Origin of the sequence: Acinetobacter lactucae (assembly GCF_001605885.1) — a bacterium.
Lineage (GTDB): Bacteria > Pseudomonadota > Gammaproteobacteria > Pseudomonadales > Moraxellaceae > Acinetobacter > Acinetobacter lactucae.
The window spans coordinates 321,770-344,786 of sequence record NZ_LRPE01000039.1; the positions used below are offsets into that span (position 1 = coordinate 321,770).

Consider the following 23,017-nt stretch of genomic DNA (forward strand, 5'->3'; position numbering starts at 1 on the left):
CGAGCAATTCTATTTTTCAAATAAAAAATTTTATCCATGCCCAAACTAACAATCGCCCTAAGCCCAATAGTAAAGCTAAACAAATACTTAAGTTAATAAACCCTAAATTATTAATACCAGCTACGTGCTGTGATTGAAATTCAAACGGCAAAATAAGCATTGCTACAAATACTTCCAAGCCCATTGCAACGTAGGTCACCCACTCCCAAGGAAAGTGTAAAATACTCACCCACACTCCCATCAATAAAAATACAATCAATAGGATGGGCACCATAATTTTCAAAAATCCTACCATTTATTATTTCTCCTTTACTAATAACGAGAAATTTCTCCGCTCTCGACACTTTTTTCGTCTTTAGATTAACCTAAAACCAAGTAAATTAAATATCAAAATAAAACCCCGCCGAAGCGAGGTTTTAATGATTCATTTCAAAATATTAGATTAATAAAGTACGAATATCTTTAAGAAGTTTCGTAAGTTTATTGGTAAAGCGGGCTGCATCTGCACCATTAATTACACGGTGGTCATAAGACAATGACAATGGCAACATTAAGCGTGGGTCAAAGTCCTTACCATTCCAAACAGGCTGCATCGTTGCAGGTGAAATACCCAAAATCGCAACTTGCGGCCAGTTTACAAGTGGTGTAAATGCTGTACCACCTATTGCGCCTAAACTTGAGATGGTGAAATTCGCACCTTGTAAGTCTTTCGGTGTTAATTTCTTATCACGTGCTTTTTGACCTAACACACCCAATTCAACTGCAATTTGCTTAATTGATTTTTGGTCTGGGTTACGAAGTACTGGCACAGTTAAACCATCAGGTGTTGCTACCGCAATTCCCATATGGATTTCATTGCGCAAGAGCACTGATTTACCGTCATCAGATAGATGGCCTGCGAACTCACGCTCTTCTTTCAACAAATGCGCAACCGCTTTGATAATGAATGCCATAATCGTCAGGCTGATACCTTCTTTTTTGAAGTTACCTTTTAGCTCATTACGCCAATCTTCTAACTCAGTAATATCAGCAAGGTCAAACTGAGTTACCTGTGGAATAAAGTTGTTCAACGACAATTGCGGAATTGATACTTGCTGCAAACGCGTCAGTACTTTTTCTTCCACGCCACCAAATGCTGTAAAGTCAGGAAGCTTTGGCAAACCTGAAACTGCTGGTGCAGCCGCAGCAACTGGTGCAGCTTGCGGTGCAGTTAAACGAGTCTTCACATACGCAAAGATATCTTCTTTAACAACACGGCCATGTTCGCCAGAAGTCTTAACTTGAGATAAAACTACACCAAGTTCACGAGCAAGCTTACGAACAGCTGGTCCTGCATAAACTTTAGCGTTTTCGGCTTCTTGCTCTTTGGTTAACTTGTCACTGCCAGTCGCTGGAGCAGATACAGCTTGAGTCTGAGCAGGAGTTGCCGCTTTAGGCGCTGCTGCCTGTGGAGCGGGAGCTACCTCTGCTTTTGCCGCTGGTGCAGCAGCAGGTGCTTGGCCTTCAGCTTCAATTGTTGCAAGCAATACACCTTGTGAAACCTGTTGACCTGCCTGTAAGTGAATTGCTTTCACAACACCCGCAACAGTACTTGGAACTTCCACAGTTGCTTTATCTGACTCAACGACAACAAGGCTTTGATCTACATCAACCTTGTCACCAACCTGAACCAAGATTTCAGCAACAACAGCTTTATCAACACCCAAATCAGGAACGTTAATATCAACTGGTCCAGATTGAGTAGCAGTCGATGCTACAGTTTCTTGCTGAGCTGGTGCAGGTGCTGCCGCCGGAGCTGCTGTTGTAGGAGCGGGTTCAGCCGATGCACTAGATGCAGACGTTGTTTTCACTTGAATGAGAACCACGCCTTCTTTAACTGTATCGCCTTCTTTAACTTGAATGCTTTCTACAGTACCCGCAACACTGCTTGGTACTTCTACAGTTGCTTTGTCAGACTCAACCACAACGATGCTTTGCTCAACATCGATTTGCTCGCCAACTTTTACTAAAATTTCACCAACCAGTGCTTTTTCAACACCAATATCTGGAACTTGAACTTCAACCACTTGGCTAGTTGTTGTCGTTGCTGGTTGAGCAGCAGTTGAAGGCTGTTGTGCCGCTGCCGGTGCTGCTGTTTGCTCAGTTGCTGGTGCAGGTTTTGGAGCTTCTTCTGCTTGAGCTGCTGGTGCAGCTCCTTCAGCTTCAAGTTCAAGCAATACCGTACCTTCAGTTACGCTATCACCTTCTTTGATTAAGATGCTTTTTACCACACCTGTTGAAGTGCTAGGCACTTCAACAGAGGCTTTATCTGACTCAAGCAAAACAAGGCTATCATTTTCTGCAATGCTGTCGCCAACTTTTACCAAAATTTCAGCAACAACTGCTTTATCTACACCAATATCAGGGGTCTTAATTTGCATGCTTAGTTCCCCTCACCTGTTTGCGTTTCATTATATTCAGCAACTGCCTGAACTTCTGGATGCGCTTGAGGAGCCCATGCCACTGGACGGTCAGTATCTAACTCAAAGTTAGAAATTGCATCTTTAACTAAACGTGCATCTACTTCACCTTCGTCAGCTAATTTTTTCAAAGTAGCAACAACGATATGTGCAGCATCAACACCAAAGAAACTACGTAAGTTAGCACGTGTATCTGAGCGACCGTATCCATCTGTACCTAATGCAACAAATGGACGACCATCTGGAAGATAAGCACGGATTTGTTCGCTATAAGCACGCATATGGTCAGTTGCTGAAACAACGATACCTTCTGTACCACGTAACTGTTTAGATACCCAAGATTCTTTCACTTCTTCAGAAAGCGGGTGTAAACGGTTGTATTCTTCACATGCCATACCATCACGTGACAACTCATTGAAGCTTGTTACACTCCAAACGTTTGAATGGATTTGGTATTCATCACGTAAGATTTTCGCAGCCTTGATCACTTCGCGAAGAATCACACCTGAACCAAGCAATTGGACAGTTGCTTTTTCATCTTTTTCGAACAAGTACATACCACGTTTAATGCCTTCCTCAGCGCCTTCAGGCATTGCAGGATGCTCGTAGTTTTCGTTCATTACAGTTAAGTAGTAGAACACACGCTCTTGGTTCACATACATACGTTGTAAACCATCATGTACGATTACAGCTAATTCATAACCAAAACATGGATCATAAGATACACAGTTTGGAATCGTGTTCGCCAAGATATGTGAATGACCATCTTGGTGCTGTAAACCTTCACCGTTCAACGTTGTACGACCAGCAGTTGCACCTAACAAGAAACCTTGAGCTTGCGCATCACCAGCTGCCCATGCAATGTCACCAATACGTTGGAAACCAAACATTGAGTAGTACATATACATTGGAATCATTGGCAAGTTATTAGTTGAATAACTTGTTGCCAACGCAGCCCATGCACTCATCGCACCAGCTTCGTTAATCCCTTCTTGTAGCATGTGACCATCACTTGCTTCACGGTAATGCATTAACTGTTCTTGGTCTTCTGGAGTATATTTTTGACCGTGAGCGGCATAGATACCGAGCTGACGGAACATACCTTCCAGACCAAAAGTACGTGCTTCATCTGGAACGATTGGTACTACGCGGTCTTTAATCGCTTTTTCTTTGAGTAAAGAAGCAATTAAACGAACCATCACCATAGTGGTAGATTGCTCTTTTCCACCTGAACCATTTAATACAGCATCAAATACAGATAATTCAGGAATCGCTAAGATTTCACTCTCTTTACGACGTGCAGGTAGGTAACCACCTAACGCTTCACGACGCGCCTTCATGTACTTCATTTCTGGAGAGTTTTCACTTGGACGATAGAATGGAAGCTCTTCTAACTTATCGTCTGTAAATGGAAGGTTGAAACGGTCACGTACATATTTCAAAGAGTCGATCTGCATTTTTTTGATTTGGTGAGTTTTGTTCACCGCTTCAATTTCTTCAGACAAACCGTAACCTTTAACAGTTTTCGCAAGAATAACTGTTGGTTGACCTTTGGCTTTCATTGCTTCTGCATATGCAGCAAAAACTTTGTACGGGTCATGACCACCACGGTTAAGATTATCGATATCTTCATCGCTTAAATCTTTTACAAGTTCCGCAGCTTCTGGGTACTTGCCAAAGAATTTCTCACGCGTATATGCACCACCTTTCACTTGATAGCGTTGGTATTCACCATCAACTGTTTCTTCCATTACCGCTTTTAAAGCGCCTGTGCTGTCTTTTGCAAGTAATGGATCCCAATGACGTCCCCATACTACTTTAATGACACGCCAGCCCGCACCACGGAATAAAGATTCTAGTTCTTGAATGATTTTACCGTTACCACGTACAGGACCATCTAGACGCTGTAAGTTACAGTTAACAACCCAGATAAGGTTATCAAGCTTTTCACGACCAGCAAGTGAAATTGCACCAGTACTTTCTGGTTCATCCATCTCGCCATCGCCAAGATAAGCCCAAACTTTACGATCTTCTTCTTTGATCAAGCCACGATTCATCAAATATTTTTGAATGTGCGCTTGATAAATCGACATGATTGGACCAAGACCCATTGATACGGTTGGGAATTGCCAATAGTCAGGCATTAAATATGGATGCGGATAGCTTGGTAAACCGTTACCGCCAACTTCACGGCGGAAATTACTTAACTGCTCTTCAGTTAAACGTCCTTCAAGGAATGAACGTGCATAAATACCAGGAGCACAGTGTCCTTGGTAATAAATCATATCTCCGCCAAAACTATTGCTGTTTGCGCGGAAGAAATGGTTAAAACCTACGTCATATAATGTTGCACTTGATGCGAAACTCGCCAAGTGTCCACCTAAATCATCACCTGTTTTATTCGCACGAAGTACCATTGCTAAGGCATTCCAACGAATCAATGCACGAATACGGCGTTCCATATCTTGGTCGCCTGGCATTGCAGGTTGTTCTTCAACAGAAATTGTATTTAAGTAAGGTGTATTGAGACGTTGAATTGGAACATGCTTAGCAATTGCTTGTTGGTAAAGTTTTTCCAACAAGAATGCCGCTCGTTCAGTTCCCATATGTTGTAAAACTGAATCGAATGCATCTTGCCATTCTTGGGTTTCTTGTGCGTCGGAGTCACCGTAAAACGCCATAATTCACCTGTTCCTTGTTCTCTAATCTACTTTGTATTTTTACCACGTTTTACCCCTTTCAAGTTATTGCCTCGGGTGAATGTGAGGGGGCCCTATTATTTTCTGAATGAATAGTCATTGACCGAGCATTAAACAAAATAACAAAAAAACGCCAATAATGGCGTTTTTTTATACAATCTTTGCGTTAAAAAAGGTTTAGGCTTAGTTTTAGATTCATAAATTTAATAACTTCACCCTTTTAACTATGCTTTTATGGAAGCATTGCCAAGTAAGTAGTTGGGTTTTTACGTTGACCATCTTTTACTACTTCATAGTGCAAATGTGGACCAGTACAGCGACCTGTACACCCTACATTAGCAATATGCTCACCTGCAGATACTTGGTCGCCTACACGCACCATTAGACGTGAAGCATGCGCATAACGCGTTAAATAACCGTTACCATGGTTAATTTCAACATATTGACCATAGCCAGTACCCCAACCAGATTTAGTTACTATACCTGGGCCTGTAGCATAAATTGGTGTGCCACTCGGAGCCGCCATATCCAAACCGCCATGATGTTCTGCGCGACCACCCATGGTGCGACCACCAAAGTTCGAAGAAACTCGTACTGTATCAGGAAGAGGATGAGAAACTAACCAAGAGTAAGGATTTGAAGAAGAGGCTTTAAATGAATTTTTTGCAGTCGTACTACCGTACTTCTTTGCGAGCGACTCATTGTTGAGTTCAACTGGTTTTTGGCGTAAGGTCACTGAAACTTTCGCACTCGCCGGAAGATCTAAATCATCGGGATGAGTATATGAACCTTGAGATAATGTTTTTGATAGTTGTTCCAATCGATCTGAGTCAGTAGATTGGTTAATTGTTTGATAATCTGCAAAAGCAACTGATGCTGCCGAAGCGGCAAGTGAAAACGCTAATAAAATACGACGCGTGTGCATAAAAACCTCTTGAAACTGTTCTTACTCAAGTTCCTTATGATCTCTTCCTTGATATCGATTGAAATGAACGCTTAAGATTAAGACAAGAATCTATCCGAGAATGACCATGTCTAAACCCGATAACGTTTTTCAACAAACCGGAAAACACATAAAAACAGGAAACCTTACGTTTCTAACAACGCAAGTCGCGCAATGGCAAAGACTTACGAAAATTATCCAACCCTTATTGCCCCAACCGGAACAATGGCAGGTCGTGTGTTATCAAAATGGTTCTTTAATCATTACTGGTGAAAATCAAGCGATGATCAGTCAACTCAGTTACTTACAGAACCAATATGTATCTAAATTATCTCAGCTTGAAGGGTTAAAAGACTTACAAAGAATTCAGGTTCGTTTGAGAAACAAAAATATTTCCAATGCACCCTCATCTGAGCCATCTAAACCCATCCCCCCGGAAGCACAAGAAATGTTACGTAGTGCAGCCGACTTCGTGAGCGACCCTAAGCTTAGCCAAGCTTTACTACGTTTGGCAAGCAATAAAAAATGACGAGCTTTCTATTTCTTAATTAGAATCATTATTATTATGTGATAAGAATCACAATTTTTAATGTTACATTATAACGTAGCCAAGTAAAGACAATGACTTATGTCACGCTGACATATGGAATTGGACACTGACTCTCGTCATCAAATGTTACAATTTCATAATTACTCGGATCACTTTGAACATTGCGTAACAACTGATTATTTAAAGCATGTCCTGATTTGTAGCCATCGAACTTGGCAATAATTTGATGACCAAGCAAATACAAATCACCTACTGCATCTAAAATCTTATGTCTGACGAATTCATCGGCGAAACGTAAGCCTTCTTCATTGACGACCCCTGTATCATCTACACCAATTGCATTATCTAAGCTTGCACCTAACGCTAAATTATTGGCTTTCAGGTAGTCTAAATCTTTCATGAAACCAAAAGTACGCGCTTCACTAACTTCATAAACAAAAGTTTCAGTCGAAAAGTCAATCGTCGCAGATTGATATTCTTTAGCAAATGCAGGATGGTCAAAATCAATTGTAAAATTTAATTGAAAACCATTATGCGGTCTAAAAATTGCTTTTTTATCATCAATGAGGGCTTCAACTGGTTTTAATATTTTTATAAATTTTTTCGGTGCATCCAGCTCACGTAATCCACCTTGCATTAAAAGGTAAATAAATGGGCCGGCACTTCCATCCATGATTGGAACTTCAGAAGCAGACACTTCAACAATCAGGTTATCAATTCCTAAACCTGCAATTGCACTCATTACATGCTCAATTGTTCCAACTTTTATATCTCCAGTGACTAAGTTGGAGCACATAAAAGCTTCTTGAATCAATAATGCATTGGCAGGTATATCGACTGGTGGATCCAAATCGATACGGCGAAATACAATACCTCCATCCACGGTATGTGGAATGAAATTGATCATCACTTTTTGACCGCTATGAAGACCTATTCCACTCGCTTTTACCACACGACTGAGAGTACGCTGTTTCACCATGCTTTGTAACTTCTTTTTTAAAACCGCTATACGTTAGCATATTTAGTCATTGATCAAAAATAAAAAAAGGCAGTGTTTAAACACTGCCTTTCATTAAAACTAACGATAATTTACTTACGTTGCTGATTTTTCAAGTAATCTTGAATACTCATTGGAGAAGAACGTGGTGTAGAACTTGCTGTACTACTTACTTCATTATCAGCATTTTGACGCTTATTGATGGCAGGAACATCATCTTCATCAACAGATTGAGCTGACTGACTCGATGCATGGCTTACCGTATTACGTTTTCTCGGTTCAGCATCTGCTGCATTACGAGTTAAACCAGTTGCAATCACTGTTACGCGTAATTCATCACGTGCATCTGGATCAAATACTGTACCGTAGAAGATTTCGCCTTCATCAAGGTCAACAATCTGGTTTACCACGTCAGTAATAATTTCTGTCTCACGCAACGTAATGTCATCACCACCAGTAATGTTAATTAACACGCCTTTGGCATTAATAATATTTACGTTATCAAGTAATGGACTGCGAATTGCTTGTTCAGCAGCTTGACGCGCACGATCTTCGCCACGACCTAAACCAGCACCCATCATTGCGTAACCGCGAGTACTCATTGCAGTTTTCAAATCGGCGAAGTCAAGGTTAATGTGACCACGGTTAACAACCAAGTCAAAGATACTACGTACAGCGTTTAACAATACATCATCAGCTTTTTTATAAGCATCTTTCATTGAAATATCGCCATATACGCTCAATAAGCGCTGGTTAGGGATAATAATCAATGAATCAACATGAGCTTCAAGTGCTTCAATACCACGTTCAGCAGATTTTAAACGGCGACGGCCTTCAAAGTTAAATGGCGTTGTAACCACACCAACAGTCAAAATACCCATTTCTTTGGCAACTTCAGCCACAACAGGCGCTGCGCCAGTACCCGTACCACCACCCATACCAGCGGTAACGAAAACCATATCGGTACCTTCAAGGTGGTGACGAATGATTTCACGGCTTTCTTCTGCTGCAACTTGCCCTACTTCAGGATTAGCACCAGCACCTAAACCACGTGTACTTTGCTCGCCTAACTGAATTTTGAAAGGTGCATTCATACAGTCCAGTGCTTGTTTGTCTGTATTGGCACAAACGAATTTAACACCTTGAATATCAGACTGCACCATATGTTGAACGGCATTACCGCCACCACCACCTACACCAAATACAGTGAAACGGGCTTGACCGTTGCCATCGTTTAGTTCATCTTCTATAAATTCAAATGAGGCCATGACCTTTAGGGTTCCTAATACATTATGGCAGTCACTTCAGCCCGTATACTGCCTTGATTTTCAAAAATAACTAATTTTAAGAATGCTGTGCAATACCAACCTTGTCAAGTACAGCGGTTTTCTCTTACAACTTCCTAACAATTCTACCAATAAATACATACATCCTAAAAAATGGCTTTTAACTTGCTATTAAACGCATTCCAGCCATTTACCATTCGTTCCCATACCGAACGGTCATTTGCCTCTTCAGGCTCTTCAACAGCATCTTGCAACTCACTTTGGCTAAACATGAGCAAACCAGCTGCTGTTGCATACATAGAACGACGTAAGGCTGCTTGATGTTGATCATCAGCATAAACCTGTAACGGCGGATTACCCAAATGTGCAGATACACCCAACATACGACGAGCTAAACTCACCATACCTTCTATTTGACAAGCATCCCCTGTCAATACTACCCCATGGTATAAACCATGAATTGCACCGCTTTGTTCGAGTTCATCGCGAATCTGGCTAAAGATCTCTTCATAACGGGCAATAATAATTTCTGACAACTCAATTCGGCTAATGGTTTGAGGGCCATCAATTCCTTCTACCTGAATCATGTGATCAGGCTTAACAGCACTTAAATCGACACAACCATGCAGAATTTTAATTCGTTCAGCTTCTTCTGTCGTGGTTTGCAATACAGCAGCAATATCACGTGTAACGTGTTCACCACCGCGTTGCAATGTACGTGCTAGAGCCAAACGTCCATCTAGATAAACAGCAAGATTGGTAATGCCTGCGCCAATATCAACCAGACAAACACCATACTCTTTTTCATCTTTCAGCAAGCTTGCCTCAGCGGTTGCCAGACAAGACACCACCATTTTTTCAACCCCGATATTTGCGCCTTTCATAGCACGATCAAGGTTTTGCATAGTCGCTATAGGCATCATCATGAGTTGATAATGTCCAGTCATACTATGGGCAGTCATATTAATTGGATTCTGCACCCATTCAGCAGAATCACCCAGTTCAAAGCCTAACGGCACTGCACTTGCTAAATAGTAATCAGAAGTCACATGACTTGCTTTTGCCAATTCTAACGCGCGCACGACTTCATTTGTTGTAATCACATGTGCTGGATTAGATACTGGTGTGCGACCAGAGGCATAAAAACTTTGCAACTCGGTACTCGGAATCGATACCCATGCGCTATGAATGCGACATTCGGCCATATTTTCCGCTTCAGCAACAGCATTTTTAATCGCAGCAATGACTTTATCGAGGCTTACAATTTTTCCTTTATTCATGCCTCGATTGCGAGCAGTTGCCATACCGATAACTTGAATGTTATCCGGCGCATGAATTTTTCCAATCAAAACTGAAACTTTATGCGTCCCAATGTCAATCGCAACAACTGAGGGAACAGCTTCACTCATCACTCATACCATTTCTTTGTTGTTTAATACCAGGCAAATTGCCTATTTTAAAGCCACGTATTATGGCTTTGCTTTTGTTCCACCTGCAATGCTTGTGTCATCACTCGTTACAACAAACTGACCATTCACAATTTTAGGTGGTGTTGCGTTCTTCCATTGAATAGATAATCCATTACGATATCGCAAATCAATGGCTGATATTTTCGACCACACCGGTTTTAAGTCAGATTGTGCCAGATGACTTAAACGTTGCAACTTATTCATTGTTTGATCTTGGTCAACAATAATACGTAAACCTGAGTCAAACTGCATAAACCAAGTCATTCGCTCAGTTAGATATAACTCTTTTAAGCGTAAATTGACAGGATGGAATAATTGATTAATTTCATTATAGCGTCGCATCATCATTTTTGACTGACTTACCGGCCCATGAAGCAACGGAAGTTCAGGATGAATTGTTGGCTCCGCCTCACTAAATACATCGCCTCCATCGCTTAACAAGCGACCTGTTCCCCAACGGGCGATAGCATGTCGAGGCATGACACGAACACGAATACCATTGGGCCAAGCACGAGATACAACAACCCGGTCTACCCATGAAATTTCTAATGTTTTGTCACGAATTTGTTCTAAATCAGATGTGAAATAATTCGCTTTTATAGTTGGAGCAACATGTTGCATCACTTGTTGTGTTTCAACTGACGTCGTTGAACCTACAACTTCTAGCTTTGCAACTGTCGCATCTGTAATAACTTTATATAACCCATAAATTCCGACTGCCAGCACCACAAAAGCAATAACCAACAGCACCCATCCACCAGCATTCGCAAGTTTCTGCTTACGCGTAGGCGGTTTATCATGAATAGAGGTGATGGCCGCACGTTTACGGCGCATGGAAGCCGGAAGTTGTGCCATATTTAAGCCGTACCTTCCAATGTTTGCTCAAGAATTGCAACACACAATTCATCAAAGCTATAACCCACAGCTTTAGCAGCTTTTGGAACTAAAGAGTGGCTAGTCATACCCGGAACAGTATTTACTTCTAAAAGCCAGAAATTGCCTTGCTCATCCTGCATCGCATCAATACGGCCCCAGCCTTCTGCGCCAACAGCCTGAAAAGCACGTAAACACAATGCTTGTAGGTTTTTCTCTTCTGCCTCACTGAGACCACAAGGAATACCATACTCTACATCATTACGTTGATATTTCGCTTCATAGTCATAGAAAGCAACATCTGCTGGTGGTTGCAAACGAATAACCGGTAAAGGCTGTCCATTTAGGAATGAAATTGTGAACTCACGACCAGTGATCCACTTTTCTGCCATCACCACAGCATCGTGCTGAGTCGCTTTCTCAATTGCAGCTGCAAAATCTTCTGCTTTCTCAACCTTACTCATGCCGACACTCGAGCCTTCATGTACAGGTTTAATAATGACAGGTAAGCCTAACTCAGCAATCACCGCATCTAAATCTGTTTCTTTAGTAATAATGCGATATGGTGCTGTAGGTAAATCGCTACCTTGCCAAATTTGCTTGGTTTTAACTTTATCCATACCAATGGCAGAACCTTGCACACCTGTTCCGGTATAAGGCAGGTTTAACCATTCAAGCACACCTTGAATCTGGCCATCTTCACCACCGCGACCATGCAATACAATAAATGCACGATCATAATTTACAAGTTCAGTCACACTGCGGTCTTGCGGATCAAATGCTTCAGCCTGCACACCTGAACGTAACAAAGCGTCCAAAACTGCCTGACCACTATCCAAAGACACAGCACGCTCAGCCGATTTCCCACCAAACAGCACGGCAACTTTGCCGAATTTTGTAGCATTTGACACGTTTAAATCCTTAACCCGATAATTCAATACTTTTTGTTTATTTCACATACAAATGGTGTTGTGCAAGTTCTACTGAAATCGCTCCCACGTTACCCGCACCTTGCGTTAATAACAAGTCATTTGGTTGTAACACATTTTTCATGATGTTTTGCAAATTACCTTCAACCGGATCGACCAAAATCGGTTCCACTTGTCCACGTAAACGAATACTACGCGCCAAAGTACGGCTGTCTGCACCCACAATAGGCTTTTCACCAGCAGGATAAACTTCCAACAATAATAGTTGATCGACTTGAGAGAGCACTTCAATGAAGTCATCAAAACAATCGCGAGTACGAGAGTAACGGTGTGGCTGAAACAACATAACCAAACGACGGTCCGGATGGCTTTGACGTGCAGCTTTAATGGTTGCTTCTACTTCTTTCGGATGGTGTCCATAGTCATCAACTAATTTAACGTTGCCATCAGCAAGTTCAAATTCACCCTGCACTTGGAAGCGGCGACCTACACCACTAAATCCTTCTAATGCACGGCTAATTGCATCATCAGAAACACCTTCATCTGTTGCAACACCAATTGCTGCCAAGGCATTTAAAACATTATGTAAGCCTGGTTGATTAATTGTTAAACGCAATGGTTCACGGCCTTTACGCAACACAGTAAAGTGCGAACGCATACCATCTTGTTCAATATCAACTGCGCGAATGTCATTATCTTCATTAAAACCATAAGTAATGACCGGGCGGCCTACACGCGGTAGAATTTCACGAATGTTCGCATCATCACCACAAACTACAGCTAAGCCATAAAATGGTAAGTTATGAAGGAACTGTACAAATGTATCTTTTAATTTATCAAAGCTACCTTCATAGGTATCCATATGGTCAGCATCGATATTCGTTACAATCGCTGCCATTGGTTGTAAATAAAGGAAAGATGCGTCTGATTCATCAGCTTCAGCTACGATGAAACGGCTTTCACCTAATGCCGCATTTACGCCTGTACTGTTAAGTAAACCACCAATAACGTAAGTTGGATCAAGGTTTTCTTCAGCCAACATGGTCGTCAAAAGACTTGTAGTTGTGGTTTTACCATGTGTACCTGCTACAGCAATACCATGACGATAACGCATAAGTTCGCCTAGCATCTCTGCACGACGTACAATTGGAATACGCTGTTCAATCGCAGCTTTAATTTCTGGATTTTCCGGATCAATTGCTGTAGAAACTACAAGCACATTAGCATTTTTAATATTTTCCGGTTGATGGCCAATATAAACTTTAATGCCATTTTTCTCTAATTGTTCTGTAGTTTTAGACGCTTTAATGTCTGAACCGGAAATTTTATAGCCTTGGTTACCCAAAACCTCTGCAATGCCACACATCCCAGCGCCACCGATCCCCACAAAATGAATGTGTTTGATACGGCGCATTTCAGGCACTTTAATCAGTTTTTTTGCTTGGTTCGCAGCTGTTGATGGAGACATAGTAAATCCGATTACATTTTTTGGATAAGATCAACCACATGCTGAGTCGCATTTGGTTGGGCATGTTGACGCGCTTTCACTGCCATTTCTGTAAGTAATTGGCGGTTCATCAGCGAAGTGAACAATTCATTTAAAACATCTGGTGTCATGGTCGATTGCTGGCAAATTTTCGCAGCACCGACATCGGCCAGAAATTTGGCATTTGCAGTTTGATGGTCATCAACTGCTATAGGGAGTGGTACAAAAACTGCGGCCACCCCTGCTGTTGCAACTTCTGTTACCGTAAGTGCTCCAGCTCGACAAATAATTAAATCCGCTTCACTATAAGCCTTTGCCATATCTTCAATAAACGGCAAAACATGTACGGCTAAATGAGCTGGTGCATCTGCATAAAGTGCTTGAGTTGCCTCAACTTGTTGCTGACCACACTGGTGAAAAATATTGAGTGGAACTTGTAATTGTTTTAATGCTGGAGGTAAGCGCTCATTGAGTGCTTTGGCACCTAAAGATCCGCCCACAATTAAAATATTTAACGGCTTACCCACTTGCTCGCGCTCATCATAGCGCCACTTTGGGCTTAAAATATCCGTGATTTCACGACGCACAGGGTTTCCTGTGGTTACAACTTTTCCACCAGCAGGAAAGGTATTTGGAAATGCTTCGCACACCACTTTAGCAACACGAGATAACTGTGCATTGGTAAAACCTGCAACTGCATTTTGCTCGTGAATAAGTACAGGAATACCTAATAAACGTGCAGCTAGACCACCCGGTCCCGCCACATAACCGCCAAAACCTGCAACTGCATCAACTTTAAGCTGCTTCATATAGCGCATTGCACTAAAAGTAGCTTTTAGAATTTTAAAAGGTGCAGCAACTTTACGGACTAATCCATTGCCACGAACACCTTGGATATCAATTTGATATATTGGAATATTTTGATCTTTTAATAACCGATTTTCCATACCTGTTGGCGTGGCTAACCATGAAACCTGACAACCTTGTTGTTGAAGTTGTTTGGCTACGGCGAGGGCTGGGAAAACATGTCCACCTGTACCGGCAGCCATCATCATGACATGTTTGGGTTTGCTTTGCTGTGAATCGGTCACGGTCTAATTCTTCAACTCAAAAAACAATGGAAATTGTCATCTATTTTTGTAGCCGTTTATTTTAATCCTAAAGCTTCATTAACGAAAAGCTAATTTCACTCGTTTATAACAGAAAGATGTGCTTTTTTGAAAATATGCCTACAAAGCTGTGGTGTATTTAGTATTGTTATTTTATTAATTCATATATTTTCAGGTGATTTCCCATAAATACCTTAGAAAACCACCTGAAATAACGAGTTAAGCTGAACGACCAGCTTCTAATACATCAAATAGATCGTCTGCAATTGATGTACCAAATTGAGCATCAATTTCACGAATACAGGTTGGGCTAGTGACATTAATTTCAGTAACATAATTACCAATTACATCTAAACCAACAAAAACCAAACCTTTTTCGCGTAAGAAAGGACCGATCTTAGCCGCGATCAGCTTATCATTTTCGGTAAGCGGACGCGCTTGGCCTAAACCGCCTGCCGCCAAGTTACCGCGCACTTCACCATTTTGTGGAATACGAGCTAAACAGTAAGGAATAGGCTCACCGTTTACCATTAAAATACGCTTATCCCCTTCTACAATTTCAGGAATGTAGCGCTGTGCCATAATTGGACGTGTACCAAGCTCTGTCAGCATTTCTAGAGTAGAACCAATATTTACACCGTCTTGGTATAAACGGAAAATACCCATACCACCCATACCATCAAGTGGCTTAACAATGACATCGCCATGTTCTTTAATAAATTCACGGATTAAACTTTGTTGCGATGTCACAAGTGTAGGTACTTGTAGTTCTGGAAATTGCGTTGCAAAAAGTTTTTCATTGCAATCACGCAATGACTGAGGCTTATTAATAATCCATGAACCTTCGCGCTCAGCTTGCTCAAGCACATAAGTCGTGTAGACAAAGTTCATATCAAACGGCGGATCTTTACGCATGAGCACAACATCGTAAGCCGCGATAGATTCTTTTTTCTTTTCGCCTAGCTCATAGTAATGGTTGTAATCTTCGAACACCTTTAACGGTGAAATGAGACCGTAAGCTTTTCCTTGATCGATATATAAATCTTGTTGTAATGCATAACCTAATTCATGTCCACGACGGCTCGCCGCCCACAACATTGCCATGGTTGAATCCTTTTTAAGGTTTACGGTTTCAATCGGATCCATGACGACAAGTACACGCATGCTCAAGCTCTTCTTAAAATTTAAATTAGCATGAGTATAACTGAGATTTTTCACTGGTTTTTCTTAATTTCAGTAAAACCTTATCAGTTATTTCTTTATCTTGAATTAAGATAAATTCAGTTAAACTATGCTCATAAAATATTATTTTTAAAGGCTAAACATGAAACTTTATCGCTATTTAACTGGCCCGGATGATTCTGCATTTTGTGCACGAGTGACTAAAGCACTGAATCATGGTTGGGAATTATATGAAGCACCCACTATGACCTTTAACGGCACGCATGTCATTGTGGGACAAGCAATTTGCAAAACAATTGATGAAAATTATGATCCAGAACTGGATATTTTAGATGTTCTCAAAAATAACGCGTAATTCCAGAAGGGTGCTTTTAATCGACAAAAGTCCCCTTTAAAACCTAATTAACAAGAAAAACTAATGAGTCAACTCATAGAATTTGTTTAATTTTCTAATTAACTTACCAAAAATCAGTTATTAAAAAATAAATATGTCATTTTTTAAGGTAATATTTCTTTTATTCTAAACAATTAAATGATTATAATTATCATTTATACTTTTATTTTTGTTAATTGACTTTATTTTTATGTTAAGTATTTCTACACCATCTCCCCAAATGAAGCGTCTTTTTCCACTGAGCTTACTCAGTTTAATGATCTTGCATATTCAAGGTGCCTATGCAGAAGATGTGACTGACTCATCAAAAGTCGCCGCTACCATGCCCACCATAAAAATTGAGGCCATGAGTGAACTCGACCCGATTAAAAGTTATATCGACTATGACAAAGCCAATGTCACACGTAATGGTTTAGACAAAAAAGATATCCCTCAAACCGTTGATACCATTGATGTTCAGAAATATAAAATTTATGGATCGAATGATTTAAGCGTGATGTTGCAAGGCACCCCTGGCGTATCAACCAGTTACGATATGCGCGGTGATGGGATCACGATTCGTGGTTTTGGTGCTGATACAGGTGATATTTACCGCGATGGCATACGTGAAAGCGGACAAGTACGTCGTAGTACAGCAAATATCGAACGTATTGAAATTTTAAAAGGCCCCGCCTCTGTTTTATATGGCCGTAGTGCTGGCGGCGGGGTTGTGAATATGGTGAGTAAGTTCGCCAATTTTGACTCTAAAAGTTCAGTTGGTGCGTATGCTGGTTCATATGATAACTACGGAACAACGGCTGACATCAACCAAGTACTTAATGACAATCTAGCAATACGTTTAACTGGAGAATATGGCGAGTCAGGCAGCTTCCGCTCTGGCATTGAAAATAAGATTGAAATGTTTTCACCAAGTTTTACTTATAAAAATGATGATGGAACGCTTACTTGGACCACACAATATACGTATGACAAATTAGGTCGTGTACCTGATCGTGGTCCAGCATATGAAAACTTGCCTGCGGGAACTTCAATTAAAATGGGATTTGCGCAAGACGGCGACTATGTTGATGATATTTTGCAAGTTGTGCGTACTGATGTGAATTATCAATATGCGCCTGATTGGAACTTCCACTGGGCAGCAAGTTATCGACAAGCAGAACAGAACTTTGATCACTTTTACTTTGGAACTTATTGTGGGTTAGATGGAAACGACCTAAAAGGTAAAGAATGCAACACTAAAAAAGGCTACATCAATCAAATTTACTACTGGCAACAAACCAGCAATAAAACCACCACCAATACATTTGATATTAAGGGCAAGTTCAAAACAGGTTCGCTTGAACATCAAATCATGATGGGTACAGACTGGACTTATGAACAACGAGAACCACGCTTAGCAAATGAAGCTCAGAATGGTTCTATTTACGGCTACGTTAATCCATTCACAGGCGAACGTGAATATAGCCGTGGCAATGGCCCATTAAAGATGAGACAGCATAACTATAATGAAGGCACAACTTACGGCGTATTTATTCAAGATTTAATTGGTCTAAATGACCAACTTAAACTCATGATGGGTGTGCGCTACGATTACTTTGACTTTTCAACCACCAACAAGCTGACTAAAGAACACCGTAATGTAAAAGATGGCAGCTTTAGCCCAAATGTTGGTTTGGTATGGCAACCGCTTCCTGAACATAGCTTTTATACGTCTTACTCTAAGAGCTTTGCACCGTTTGGTGGACAAATGGGTGTTAACCAAGTTACTGGAAGCACCGATGTCACAAAAATGGATAAAGAGCCTCAATATAACGAGCAATATGAAGTTGGGGTAAAAAGCGAATGGTTAGATAATCGTTTAAATACTCAATTTTCCGTCTTTGATATTCGTAAAAATAATATCCTCTATAAACCAAAACCTGATGAACAACCAGAGGTATGGGCAACTGCGGGACAGCATCAATCACGTGGTCTCGAATTTAGCTTTATTGGTCGTGTACTTGATAATGTCTTTGTTCGCGGTGGTTATGGCTACACAGATGCTAAGGTAAAAGAAGACAAACAAAAGCCTGAACAAGAAGGCAACTATTTAGCCAACACATCTAAAAATACGGGTAATTTATTTGTTCGTTATTTACCAACCGAGCAGTGGTATACAGAGGTGGGGGTAACCTATGTAGGTTCGTATTATCCAAATATTAATAATCAAGTAAAAATGGAAGGCTTTAACCGTGTTGATGCAGCGATTGGTTATAGTGCAGATCCATGGAATGTCACACTTGCGGTAAATAACCTTACCAATAAAGAGTACTGGCGCTCAGACAGCATGCCAGGCACTCCACGTAATGTATTATTGCGTTTGAATTATCAGTTTTAAGTAAATATTAAAAAAGCATACCCCTATTTAGGGGTATGCTTTTTTATTTTTAAATACCATATTTCTCGCGATAAGCTTGCATATTTGCTAACGCTTCTTTTTCGCCTTTGGGATGACTGAACAAGGATGCAAAGAGAAATTAGGCATGATGCTAGAGTGTAAAAAGTGTGATGAGAAAGATTTCGTAGATTCACGATTATGTTAAATGAACTATTAAATAAGGCTAAACTCTAGATAGATCAGCACTGTACTTTTTAAAATTAAAAGTCATATACCAATTGGCATTTGCTGTGATTTCTCACCAACCCTTCAGTTTGTCGTTTAGTTACTTCAACTTCTATACATTAAAATTTAAATCATCAATACCTGATAATTCTAAAGTTATTGATGATTTAATTAGACCATTTCATAGTCCAAGAACTATGATTAGAGCTATTTTTTAAATGGCCACAACAACTGCTTGAAATATCGATTCGATATAGGGGTACGAATGCCCAAACTATCTGCAGAAACTGCTTTTTCTTCGTAGTGAAAAGTGCCAAAAATATGATCCCAAATCACAAAAACCTCGGCAAAATTTTTACTGCCAAAGCCCTGTTTATGGTGCCAACGATGTACTTCAGCAACAGCAAATACATGTTTTAATGGCCCTGCCCGATAGTCTAAGTTGGCGTGTTGAAAACTTAAATGTACCGCAGTAAAGGTTAGCCAACAACCTATCAGCAAGGTTGGTGCCCCTAATATCGTTAACACCAATAAACTAGGTGTTGCTAGTGCAATCGCACTAAATGGATGACGTTTTTCACCATTTAACCAATATAAGCGTTTAGGTTGATGATGAATGGCATGTAATTTCCACAACCAGCGCCGACGATGACTCAGTTTATGCATATACCATAAACCAAAATCGATAATTATTCCCACCAGTAAAAATTGTACCCATATTGGCCATTGAATAGGCCATAATTTAGAAAAAAACTCGAACTTCAGGATAAATTGTAAAATTGTTGCGGTTATTAGAATAAGTGCTACATTAAAAATCGCATGAAAAATGTCAGTGAATGTATCCTCTTGATCATGTAACCATTTTTGCTGATATGGCAAAAAGCGCTCTAACATTGCAACCATAGCGCTAATGGATACAATGCATACTAGTGCGGATGGCCAATAGGGTATTTTTTGATAAGCCATCAATAATACTATTGCTAAGGTCGTAACAGATAAAATCGGATAACTCAAATAACGTATTAAAAAATGACTATACTTTAGCATGATGATGTCCTCTATTTAGATTGATCACTACCATGCAGGATTGTTTGATGTTTAAATTGAATAAAACGGCTATATTTTATTTAAAAAGTGAACTTACTTAAGATTCAGGCAACAAGATCATCTTGTTTTGAATGTTTTTGATAGCCGAAGGTTGTATGCCAAACATTTGCATACAGGTTCTAGAAAAATGTGCTTGATCGGTAAAGCCACTCTGATACGCTGCTGCAGTTAAATTATTTTCTTCATGTAGATTTTTAAGTGCAATAATCAAGCGTAACCACTTGCGATAACTACGTAATGAAATACCAAAATGGGAATTGAACCAGTGTGCTAGACGACTTTCAGATAAGTGATGTAACGCTGCCAGCTCCTGACGTGAAGGAACATAATTATATAATAGATGTTGATAGATATAGTCATTCATTAATTGAGCACGTTCACTAGCTACCATACAATCAAAATAGCACTGTAATTGAGCAAAGGCTTTGGTAATATTAGTATGCAAAAAATAAAGCCGCAATTGCTCCAGAAGCGTTGTTGGCAGTATTTGTATCTGAGAAGTTGAGGCAAAAAATTGATGTATAGCCTGCCCTAAATAATAAGTTCCATCCAAATAAATCGAGCAATACTTGCCTTTCTGTAACTGATGCACAGTATTTGCTGGAATGAAAAAACCCCTACCCGTATATAACTGCTCGTATCCAATAATCTGCATAGATTGTAGTGAATCGAGGGGAAAAGTGATCTGATGCGCAAGATGTCGATGTGGTCTGTTATCTCCTGCTTGTCCACAAAAATAACCGTAACCCAAACCAATAGCCATCTGACCTTGCCAATGTGATGACTGCTCTTTTTTTCTCATGTTTATATTTTACAAGATTAACGCTAAAATTGAATGCTTTATAAAGATATTTAAATAATTCAGTTACATTAGTATTGAGATGAAACATATAAAATTTAAAAGTCCTCAAAAATAAAAACTTGATTTCTTTTAATTTAAGAAATTCTAGAGTTAACATAATGCAGTCATACGAAATTCTTTTTAAATCAATTTCTTATTTCACTTACTTAAACCCAGTCACACTCATTGGGCTTTTTCACGTTCCACGACTATGATTCAACCCATTTTTTACAAATTTAATGAGATCTACTCAACAATTTAATCCTCTGATAAATGAAAAAGGAAGCCATCGCTTCCTTTTTTCAATTCAATATAGACTTAGATGCCGTATTTCATACGGTAGGCTTCCATTTTCGCCAAAGCTTCACTTTCACCTTTGGCTTCCAAATAATCCATTAAATCTTTCATGGTAATGAGTGCGTGTACAGGAATTTCTAACTCTTTTTGAACTTCTTGAATTGCAGAAAGCTCACCTTGACCACGTTCTTGACGATCTAGCGCAACTAATACACCAGCGATAGTTGCACCAGCATTTTTCAAAATCGTTACGACTTCACGAATAGCAGTACCTGCGGTAATTACGTCATCAATAATCCAGACTTTTTTACCTTCAACCGCAGCACCAACTAATACACCGCCTTCACCATGATCTTTTGCTTCTTTACGGTTAAAGCCCCATGGCACGCTCTTGTTATGTGTTTGCGACAAAGCAACAGCAGTCGCTGCTACAAACGGAATACCTTTGTAAGCTGGTCCAAAAATCACATCAACATTTTCACATTGTGTTAATTTATCGGCATAGCCTTGTGCTAAAAGAGATAAAGCTTCACCATCGTTGAGTAGGCCTGCATTAAAAAAATAAGGACTCACGCGTCCAGATTTTAAAGTAAACTCACCAAATTTAAGCACACCGCGTGATAATGCGAGTTCGATAAATGCTTGCGGGTGAAATGACACAGGCGTTGTCATGAGGTGCTCCAAATTCACAATTGAGGTTAAATTTTCGCATGATACCAAAGGATCAGTATCCAAGTGATGTAAAAATTCTTCGAGTCGTTTCCATTAACGTAAATGGCTTACGTTCTTCAGTAACGAAAGGCTTACTTGAATGGTTAGAACAATCAGATGCCGATGTCGTATGCATGCAGGAAAGCCGCATTACCCATGAACAATGGACTGAAAAATTTAGACCCGAAGGATGGCATACCCATCTCTTTCCAGCAGAGCGTGCAGGTTACGCGGGGACTGCGATATATAGCCGCCTACCCTTCGTTTCTGTTAAAGATGGTTTAGGGTTTGAGCTAGCAGACAGTCAAGGCCGCTTTATTTCTGCGGAATTCGATTTAGGTTTGTCACATCCGGTACATATTGCGTCATTATACTTACCTTCGGGCTCAAGTGGTGAAGAAGCGCAAGCACGTAAAGATTTATTTTTAGGTGAATACGCAAAAATCTTGAAACAATGGCGTGATGAGAATAAGTCAGTCATCATTTGTGGTGACTACAACATTGTTCATAAACGAATAGATATCAAAAACTGGTCAGGTAACCAGAAATCATCTGGTTGTTTACCACATGAACGTGCATGGCTTGACCATATTTATGATGAACTTGGCTATGTCGATACCTTCCGTGTAGTTCGCGCAGAAGCAGAACTTTATTCATGGTGGTCAAATCGCGGTCAAGCCCGTGCAAAAAATGTAGGGTGGCGTATTGACTATCAAGCGTGTTCACCAGACTGGAAAACACGTGTAATCAACGCATGGGTCTTTAAAGATCAATGGTTTAGTGACCATGCACCTGTCATTATTGACTATAAAATTCAAGAGTAAGTGAACACTTGTTCACTTACATTGTCGTTTTCGCTTACAGCACATGTCGTTTTTGAGTATTTTTCTTACACAGCTTTAACGGCATTATAGCCCCACGGCACAGGGAAGCAGTCAGGATGACGCAAAAGGATAGGACGCCGTAGGAAGATAAAATAAACTTATGATAAGTTTATTTGCAAGGATGTGACATTGGACGTTGAAATGAGACCCGCATGATCAGGATGATTAAATGCGGGTTTTCTCTTTTTTAGTCTCTTAT

The 23,017-nt window shown here is 40.2% G+C and carries 19 protein-coding genes; 4 read left to right on the forward strand and 15 right to left on the reverse strand.

Annotated elements, in window-relative coordinates; genetic code table 11:
- Window positions 1-16: 16 nt before the first annotated feature.
- From AWW73_RS17525 to AWW73_RS17540, 4 genes are all read right to left on the reverse strand, one after another.
- Window positions 17-295, reverse strand: a complete 279-nt coding sequence (locus AWW73_RS17525; RefSeq protein ID WP_061874415.1) for a hypothetical protein — start codon at window positions 293-295, stop codon at window positions 17-19.
- 142 nt (window positions 296-437) lie between these two features.
- On the reverse strand, window positions 438-2,420 hold the full coding sequence (locus tag AWW73_RS17530; protein ID WP_062850288.1) for a 2-oxo acid dehydrogenase subunit E2: 1,983 nt from the start codon (window positions 2,418-2,420) through the stop codon (window positions 438-440).
- Between the two features lie 2 nt (window positions 2,421-2,422).
- Complete coding sequence (aceE, locus tag AWW73_RS17535) at window positions 2,423-5,140, reverse strand: pyruvate dehydrogenase (acetyl-transferring), homodimeric type (protein ID WP_002121885.1); 2,718 nt, start codon at window positions 5,138-5,140, stop codon at window positions 2,423-2,425.
- 250 nt (window positions 5,141-5,390) lie between these two features.
- A complete protein-coding gene (locus tag AWW73_RS17540) occupies window positions 5,391-6,083 on the reverse strand; it encodes a M23 family metallopeptidase (protein WP_031949615.1) in 693 nt (230 codons plus the stop codon).
- 100 nt (window positions 6,084-6,183) lie between these two features.
- Between AWW73_RS17540 and AWW73_RS17545 the strand changes: the two genes are divergently transcribed.
- Window positions 6,184-6,630, forward strand: a complete 447-nt coding sequence (locus tag AWW73_RS17545; RefSeq protein ID WP_079748565.1) for a DciA family protein — start codon at window positions 6,184-6,186, stop codon at window positions 6,628-6,630.
- A 97-nt stretch (window positions 6,631-6,727) separates the two neighbouring features.
- On the opposite strand, the gene lpxC is transcribed toward AWW73_RS17545, so the two are convergent.
- The 8 genes from lpxC to gshB form a co-directional block, all read right to left on the reverse strand.
- The gene (gene lpxC / locus AWW73_RS17550; RefSeq protein WP_031949617.1) at window positions 6,728-7,630 is read right to left on the reverse strand and encodes a UDP-3-O-acyl-N-acetylglucosamine deacetylase; all 903 of its coding nucleotides are present in this window, start codon (window positions 7,628-7,630) and stop codon (window positions 6,728-6,730) included.
- A gap of 110 nt (window positions 7,631-7,740) precedes the next feature.
- Window positions 7,741-8,916, reverse strand: a complete 1,176-nt coding sequence (gene ftsZ, locus AWW73_RS17555) for a cell division protein FtsZ (RefSeq protein ID WP_002121912.1) — start codon at window positions 8,914-8,916, stop codon at window positions 7,741-7,743.
- Between the two features lie 164 nt (window positions 8,917-9,080).
- The gene (ftsA, locus tag AWW73_RS17560) at window positions 9,081-10,343 is read right to left on the reverse strand and encodes a cell division protein FtsA (RefSeq protein ID WP_002122057.1); all 1,263 of its coding nucleotides are present in this window, start codon (window positions 10,341-10,343) and stop codon (window positions 9,081-9,083) included.
- Window positions 10,344-10,403: 60 nt separating this feature from the next.
- Window positions 10,404-11,258, reverse strand: a complete 855-nt coding sequence (locus AWW73_RS17565; RefSeq protein ID WP_016143786.1) for a cell division protein FtsQ/DivIB — start codon at window positions 11,256-11,258, stop codon at window positions 10,404-10,406.
- A gap of 2 nt (window positions 11,259-11,260) precedes the next feature.
- A complete protein-coding gene (locus tag AWW73_RS17570; protein WP_032054508.1) occupies window positions 11,261-12,187 on the reverse strand; it encodes a D-alanine--D-alanine ligase in 927 nt (308 codons plus the stop codon).
- Window positions 12,188-12,224: 37 nt separating this feature from the next.
- Entirely contained in the window at window positions 12,225-13,673 is a 1,449-nt protein-coding gene (gene murC / locus AWW73_RS17575; RefSeq protein WP_062850289.1) for a UDP-N-acetylmuramate--L-alanine ligase, read from the reverse strand.
- Window positions 13,674-13,684: 11 nt separating this feature from the next.
- Window positions 13,685-14,782 carry an undecaprenyldiphospho-muramoylpentapeptide beta-N-acetylglucosaminyltransferase gene (gene murG / locus AWW73_RS17580; protein WP_062850290.1) on the reverse strand — a complete coding sequence of 366 codons (1,098 nt, stop codon included), beginning with the start codon at window positions 14,780-14,782 and terminating at the stop codon, window positions 13,685-13,687.
- A gap of 237 nt (window positions 14,783-15,019) precedes the next feature.
- A complete protein-coding gene (gshB, locus tag AWW73_RS17585; RefSeq protein WP_057106087.1) occupies window positions 15,020-15,964 on the reverse strand; it encodes a glutathione synthase in 945 nt (314 codons plus the stop codon).
- Window positions 15,965-16,124: 160 nt separating this feature from the next.
- On the opposite strand from gshB, the gene AWW73_RS17590 reads away from it, so the two are divergent.
- The gene (locus tag AWW73_RS17590; RefSeq protein WP_057106086.1) at window positions 16,125-16,337 is read left to right on the forward strand and encodes a DUF1737 domain-containing protein; all 213 of its coding nucleotides are present in this window, start codon (window positions 16,125-16,127) and stop codon (window positions 16,335-16,337) included.
- 229 nt (window positions 16,338-16,566) lie between these two features.
- Window positions 16,567-18,753 carry a TonB-dependent receptor gene (locus tag AWW73_RS17595; protein WP_062850291.1) on the forward strand — a complete coding sequence of 729 codons (2,187 nt, stop codon included), beginning with the start codon at window positions 16,567-16,569 and terminating at the stop codon, window positions 18,751-18,753.
- A 432-nt stretch (window positions 18,754-19,185) separates the two neighbouring features.
- On the opposite strand, the gene AWW73_RS17600 is transcribed toward AWW73_RS17595, so the two are convergent.
- The 3 genes from AWW73_RS17600 to pyrE form a co-directional block, all read right to left on the reverse strand.
- On the reverse strand, window positions 19,186-20,025 hold the full coding sequence (locus AWW73_RS17600; protein WP_062850292.1) for a sterol desaturase family protein: 840 nt from the start codon (window positions 20,023-20,025) through the stop codon (window positions 19,186-19,188).
- 97 nt (window positions 20,026-20,122) lie between these two features.
- Window positions 20,123-20,887, reverse strand: a complete 765-nt coding sequence (locus tag AWW73_RS17605; protein ID WP_062850293.1) for a helix-turn-helix domain-containing protein — start codon at window positions 20,885-20,887, stop codon at window positions 20,123-20,125.
- A gap of 357 nt (window positions 20,888-21,244) precedes the next feature.
- Window positions 21,245-21,895 carry an orotate phosphoribosyltransferase gene (gene pyrE / locus AWW73_RS17610; RefSeq protein ID WP_057106169.1) on the reverse strand — a complete coding sequence of 217 codons (651 nt, stop codon included), beginning with the start codon at window positions 21,893-21,895 and terminating at the stop codon, window positions 21,245-21,247.
- A gap of 38 nt (window positions 21,896-21,933) precedes the next feature.
- Between pyrE and AWW73_RS17615 the strand changes: the two genes are divergently transcribed.
- On the forward strand, window positions 21,934-22,758 hold the full coding sequence (locus AWW73_RS17615) for an exodeoxyribonuclease III (protein WP_057106170.1): 825 nt from the start codon (window positions 21,934-21,936) through the stop codon (window positions 22,756-22,758).
- Window positions 22,759-23,017 lie beyond the last annotated feature (259 nt).

Coding starts and splice junctions, on each gene's coding strand:
- AWW73_RS17595 (WP_062850291.1), top strand. CDS start 16,567: ATGTTAAGTATTTCTACACCATCTCCCCAAATGAAGCGTCTTTTTCCA.
- ftsA (WP_002122057.1), bottom strand. CDS start 10,343: ATGAGTGAAGCTGTTCCCTCAGTTGTTGCGATTGACATTGGGACGCAT.
- AWW73_RS17590 (WP_057106086.1), top strand. CDS start 16,125: ATGAAACTTTATCGCTATTTAACTGGCCCGGATGATTCTGCATTTTGT.
- AWW73_RS17565 (WP_016143786.1), bottom strand. CDS start 11,258: ATGGCACAACTTCCGGCTTCCATGCGCCGTAAACGTGCGGCCATCACC.
- AWW73_RS17545 (WP_079748565.1), top strand. CDS start 6,184: ATGACCATGTCTAAACCCGATAACGTTTTTCAACAAACCGGAAAACAC.
- murC (WP_062850289.1), bottom strand. CDS start 13,673: ATGTCTCCATCAACAGCTGCGAACCAAGCAAAAAAACTGATTAAAGTG.
- AWW73_RS17530 (WP_062850288.1), bottom strand. CDS start 2,420: ATGCAAATTAAGACCCCTGATATTGGTGTAGATAAAGCAGTTGTTGCT.
- lpxC (WP_031949617.1), bottom strand. CDS start 7,630: ATGGTGAAACAGCGTACTCTCAGTCGTGTGGTAAAAGCGAGTGGAATA.
- AWW73_RS17540 (WP_031949615.1), bottom strand. CDS start 6,083: ATGCACACGCGTCGTATTTTATTAGCGTTTTCACTTGCCGCTTCGGCA.
- AWW73_RS17600 (WP_062850292.1), bottom strand. CDS start 20,025: ATGCTAAAGTATAGTCATTTTTTAATACGTTATTTGAGTTATCCGATT.
- AWW73_RS17615 (WP_057106170.1), top strand. CDS start 21,934: ATGATACCAAAGGATCAGTATCCAAGTGATGTAAAAATTCTTCGAGTC.
- AWW73_RS17605 (WP_062850293.1), bottom strand. CDS start 20,887: ATGAGAAAAAAAGAGCAGTCATCACATTGGCAAGGTCAGATGGCTATT.
- AWW73_RS17525 (WP_061874415.1), bottom strand. CDS start 295: ATGGTAGGATTTTTGAAAATTATGGTGCCCATCCTATTGATTGTATTT.
- pyrE (WP_057106169.1), bottom strand. CDS start 21,895: ATGACAACGCCTGTGTCATTTCACCCGCAAGCATTTATCGAACTCGCA.
- gshB (WP_057106087.1), bottom strand. CDS start 15,964: ATGCGTGTACTTGTCGTCATGGATCCGATTGAAACCGTAAACCTTAAA.
- aceE (WP_002121885.1), bottom strand. CDS start 5,140: ATGGCGTTTTACGGTGACTCCGACGCACAAGAAACCCAAGAATGGCAA.
- ftsZ (WP_002121912.1), bottom strand. CDS start 8,916: ATGGCCTCATTTGAATTTATAGAAGATGAACTAAACGATGGCAACGGT.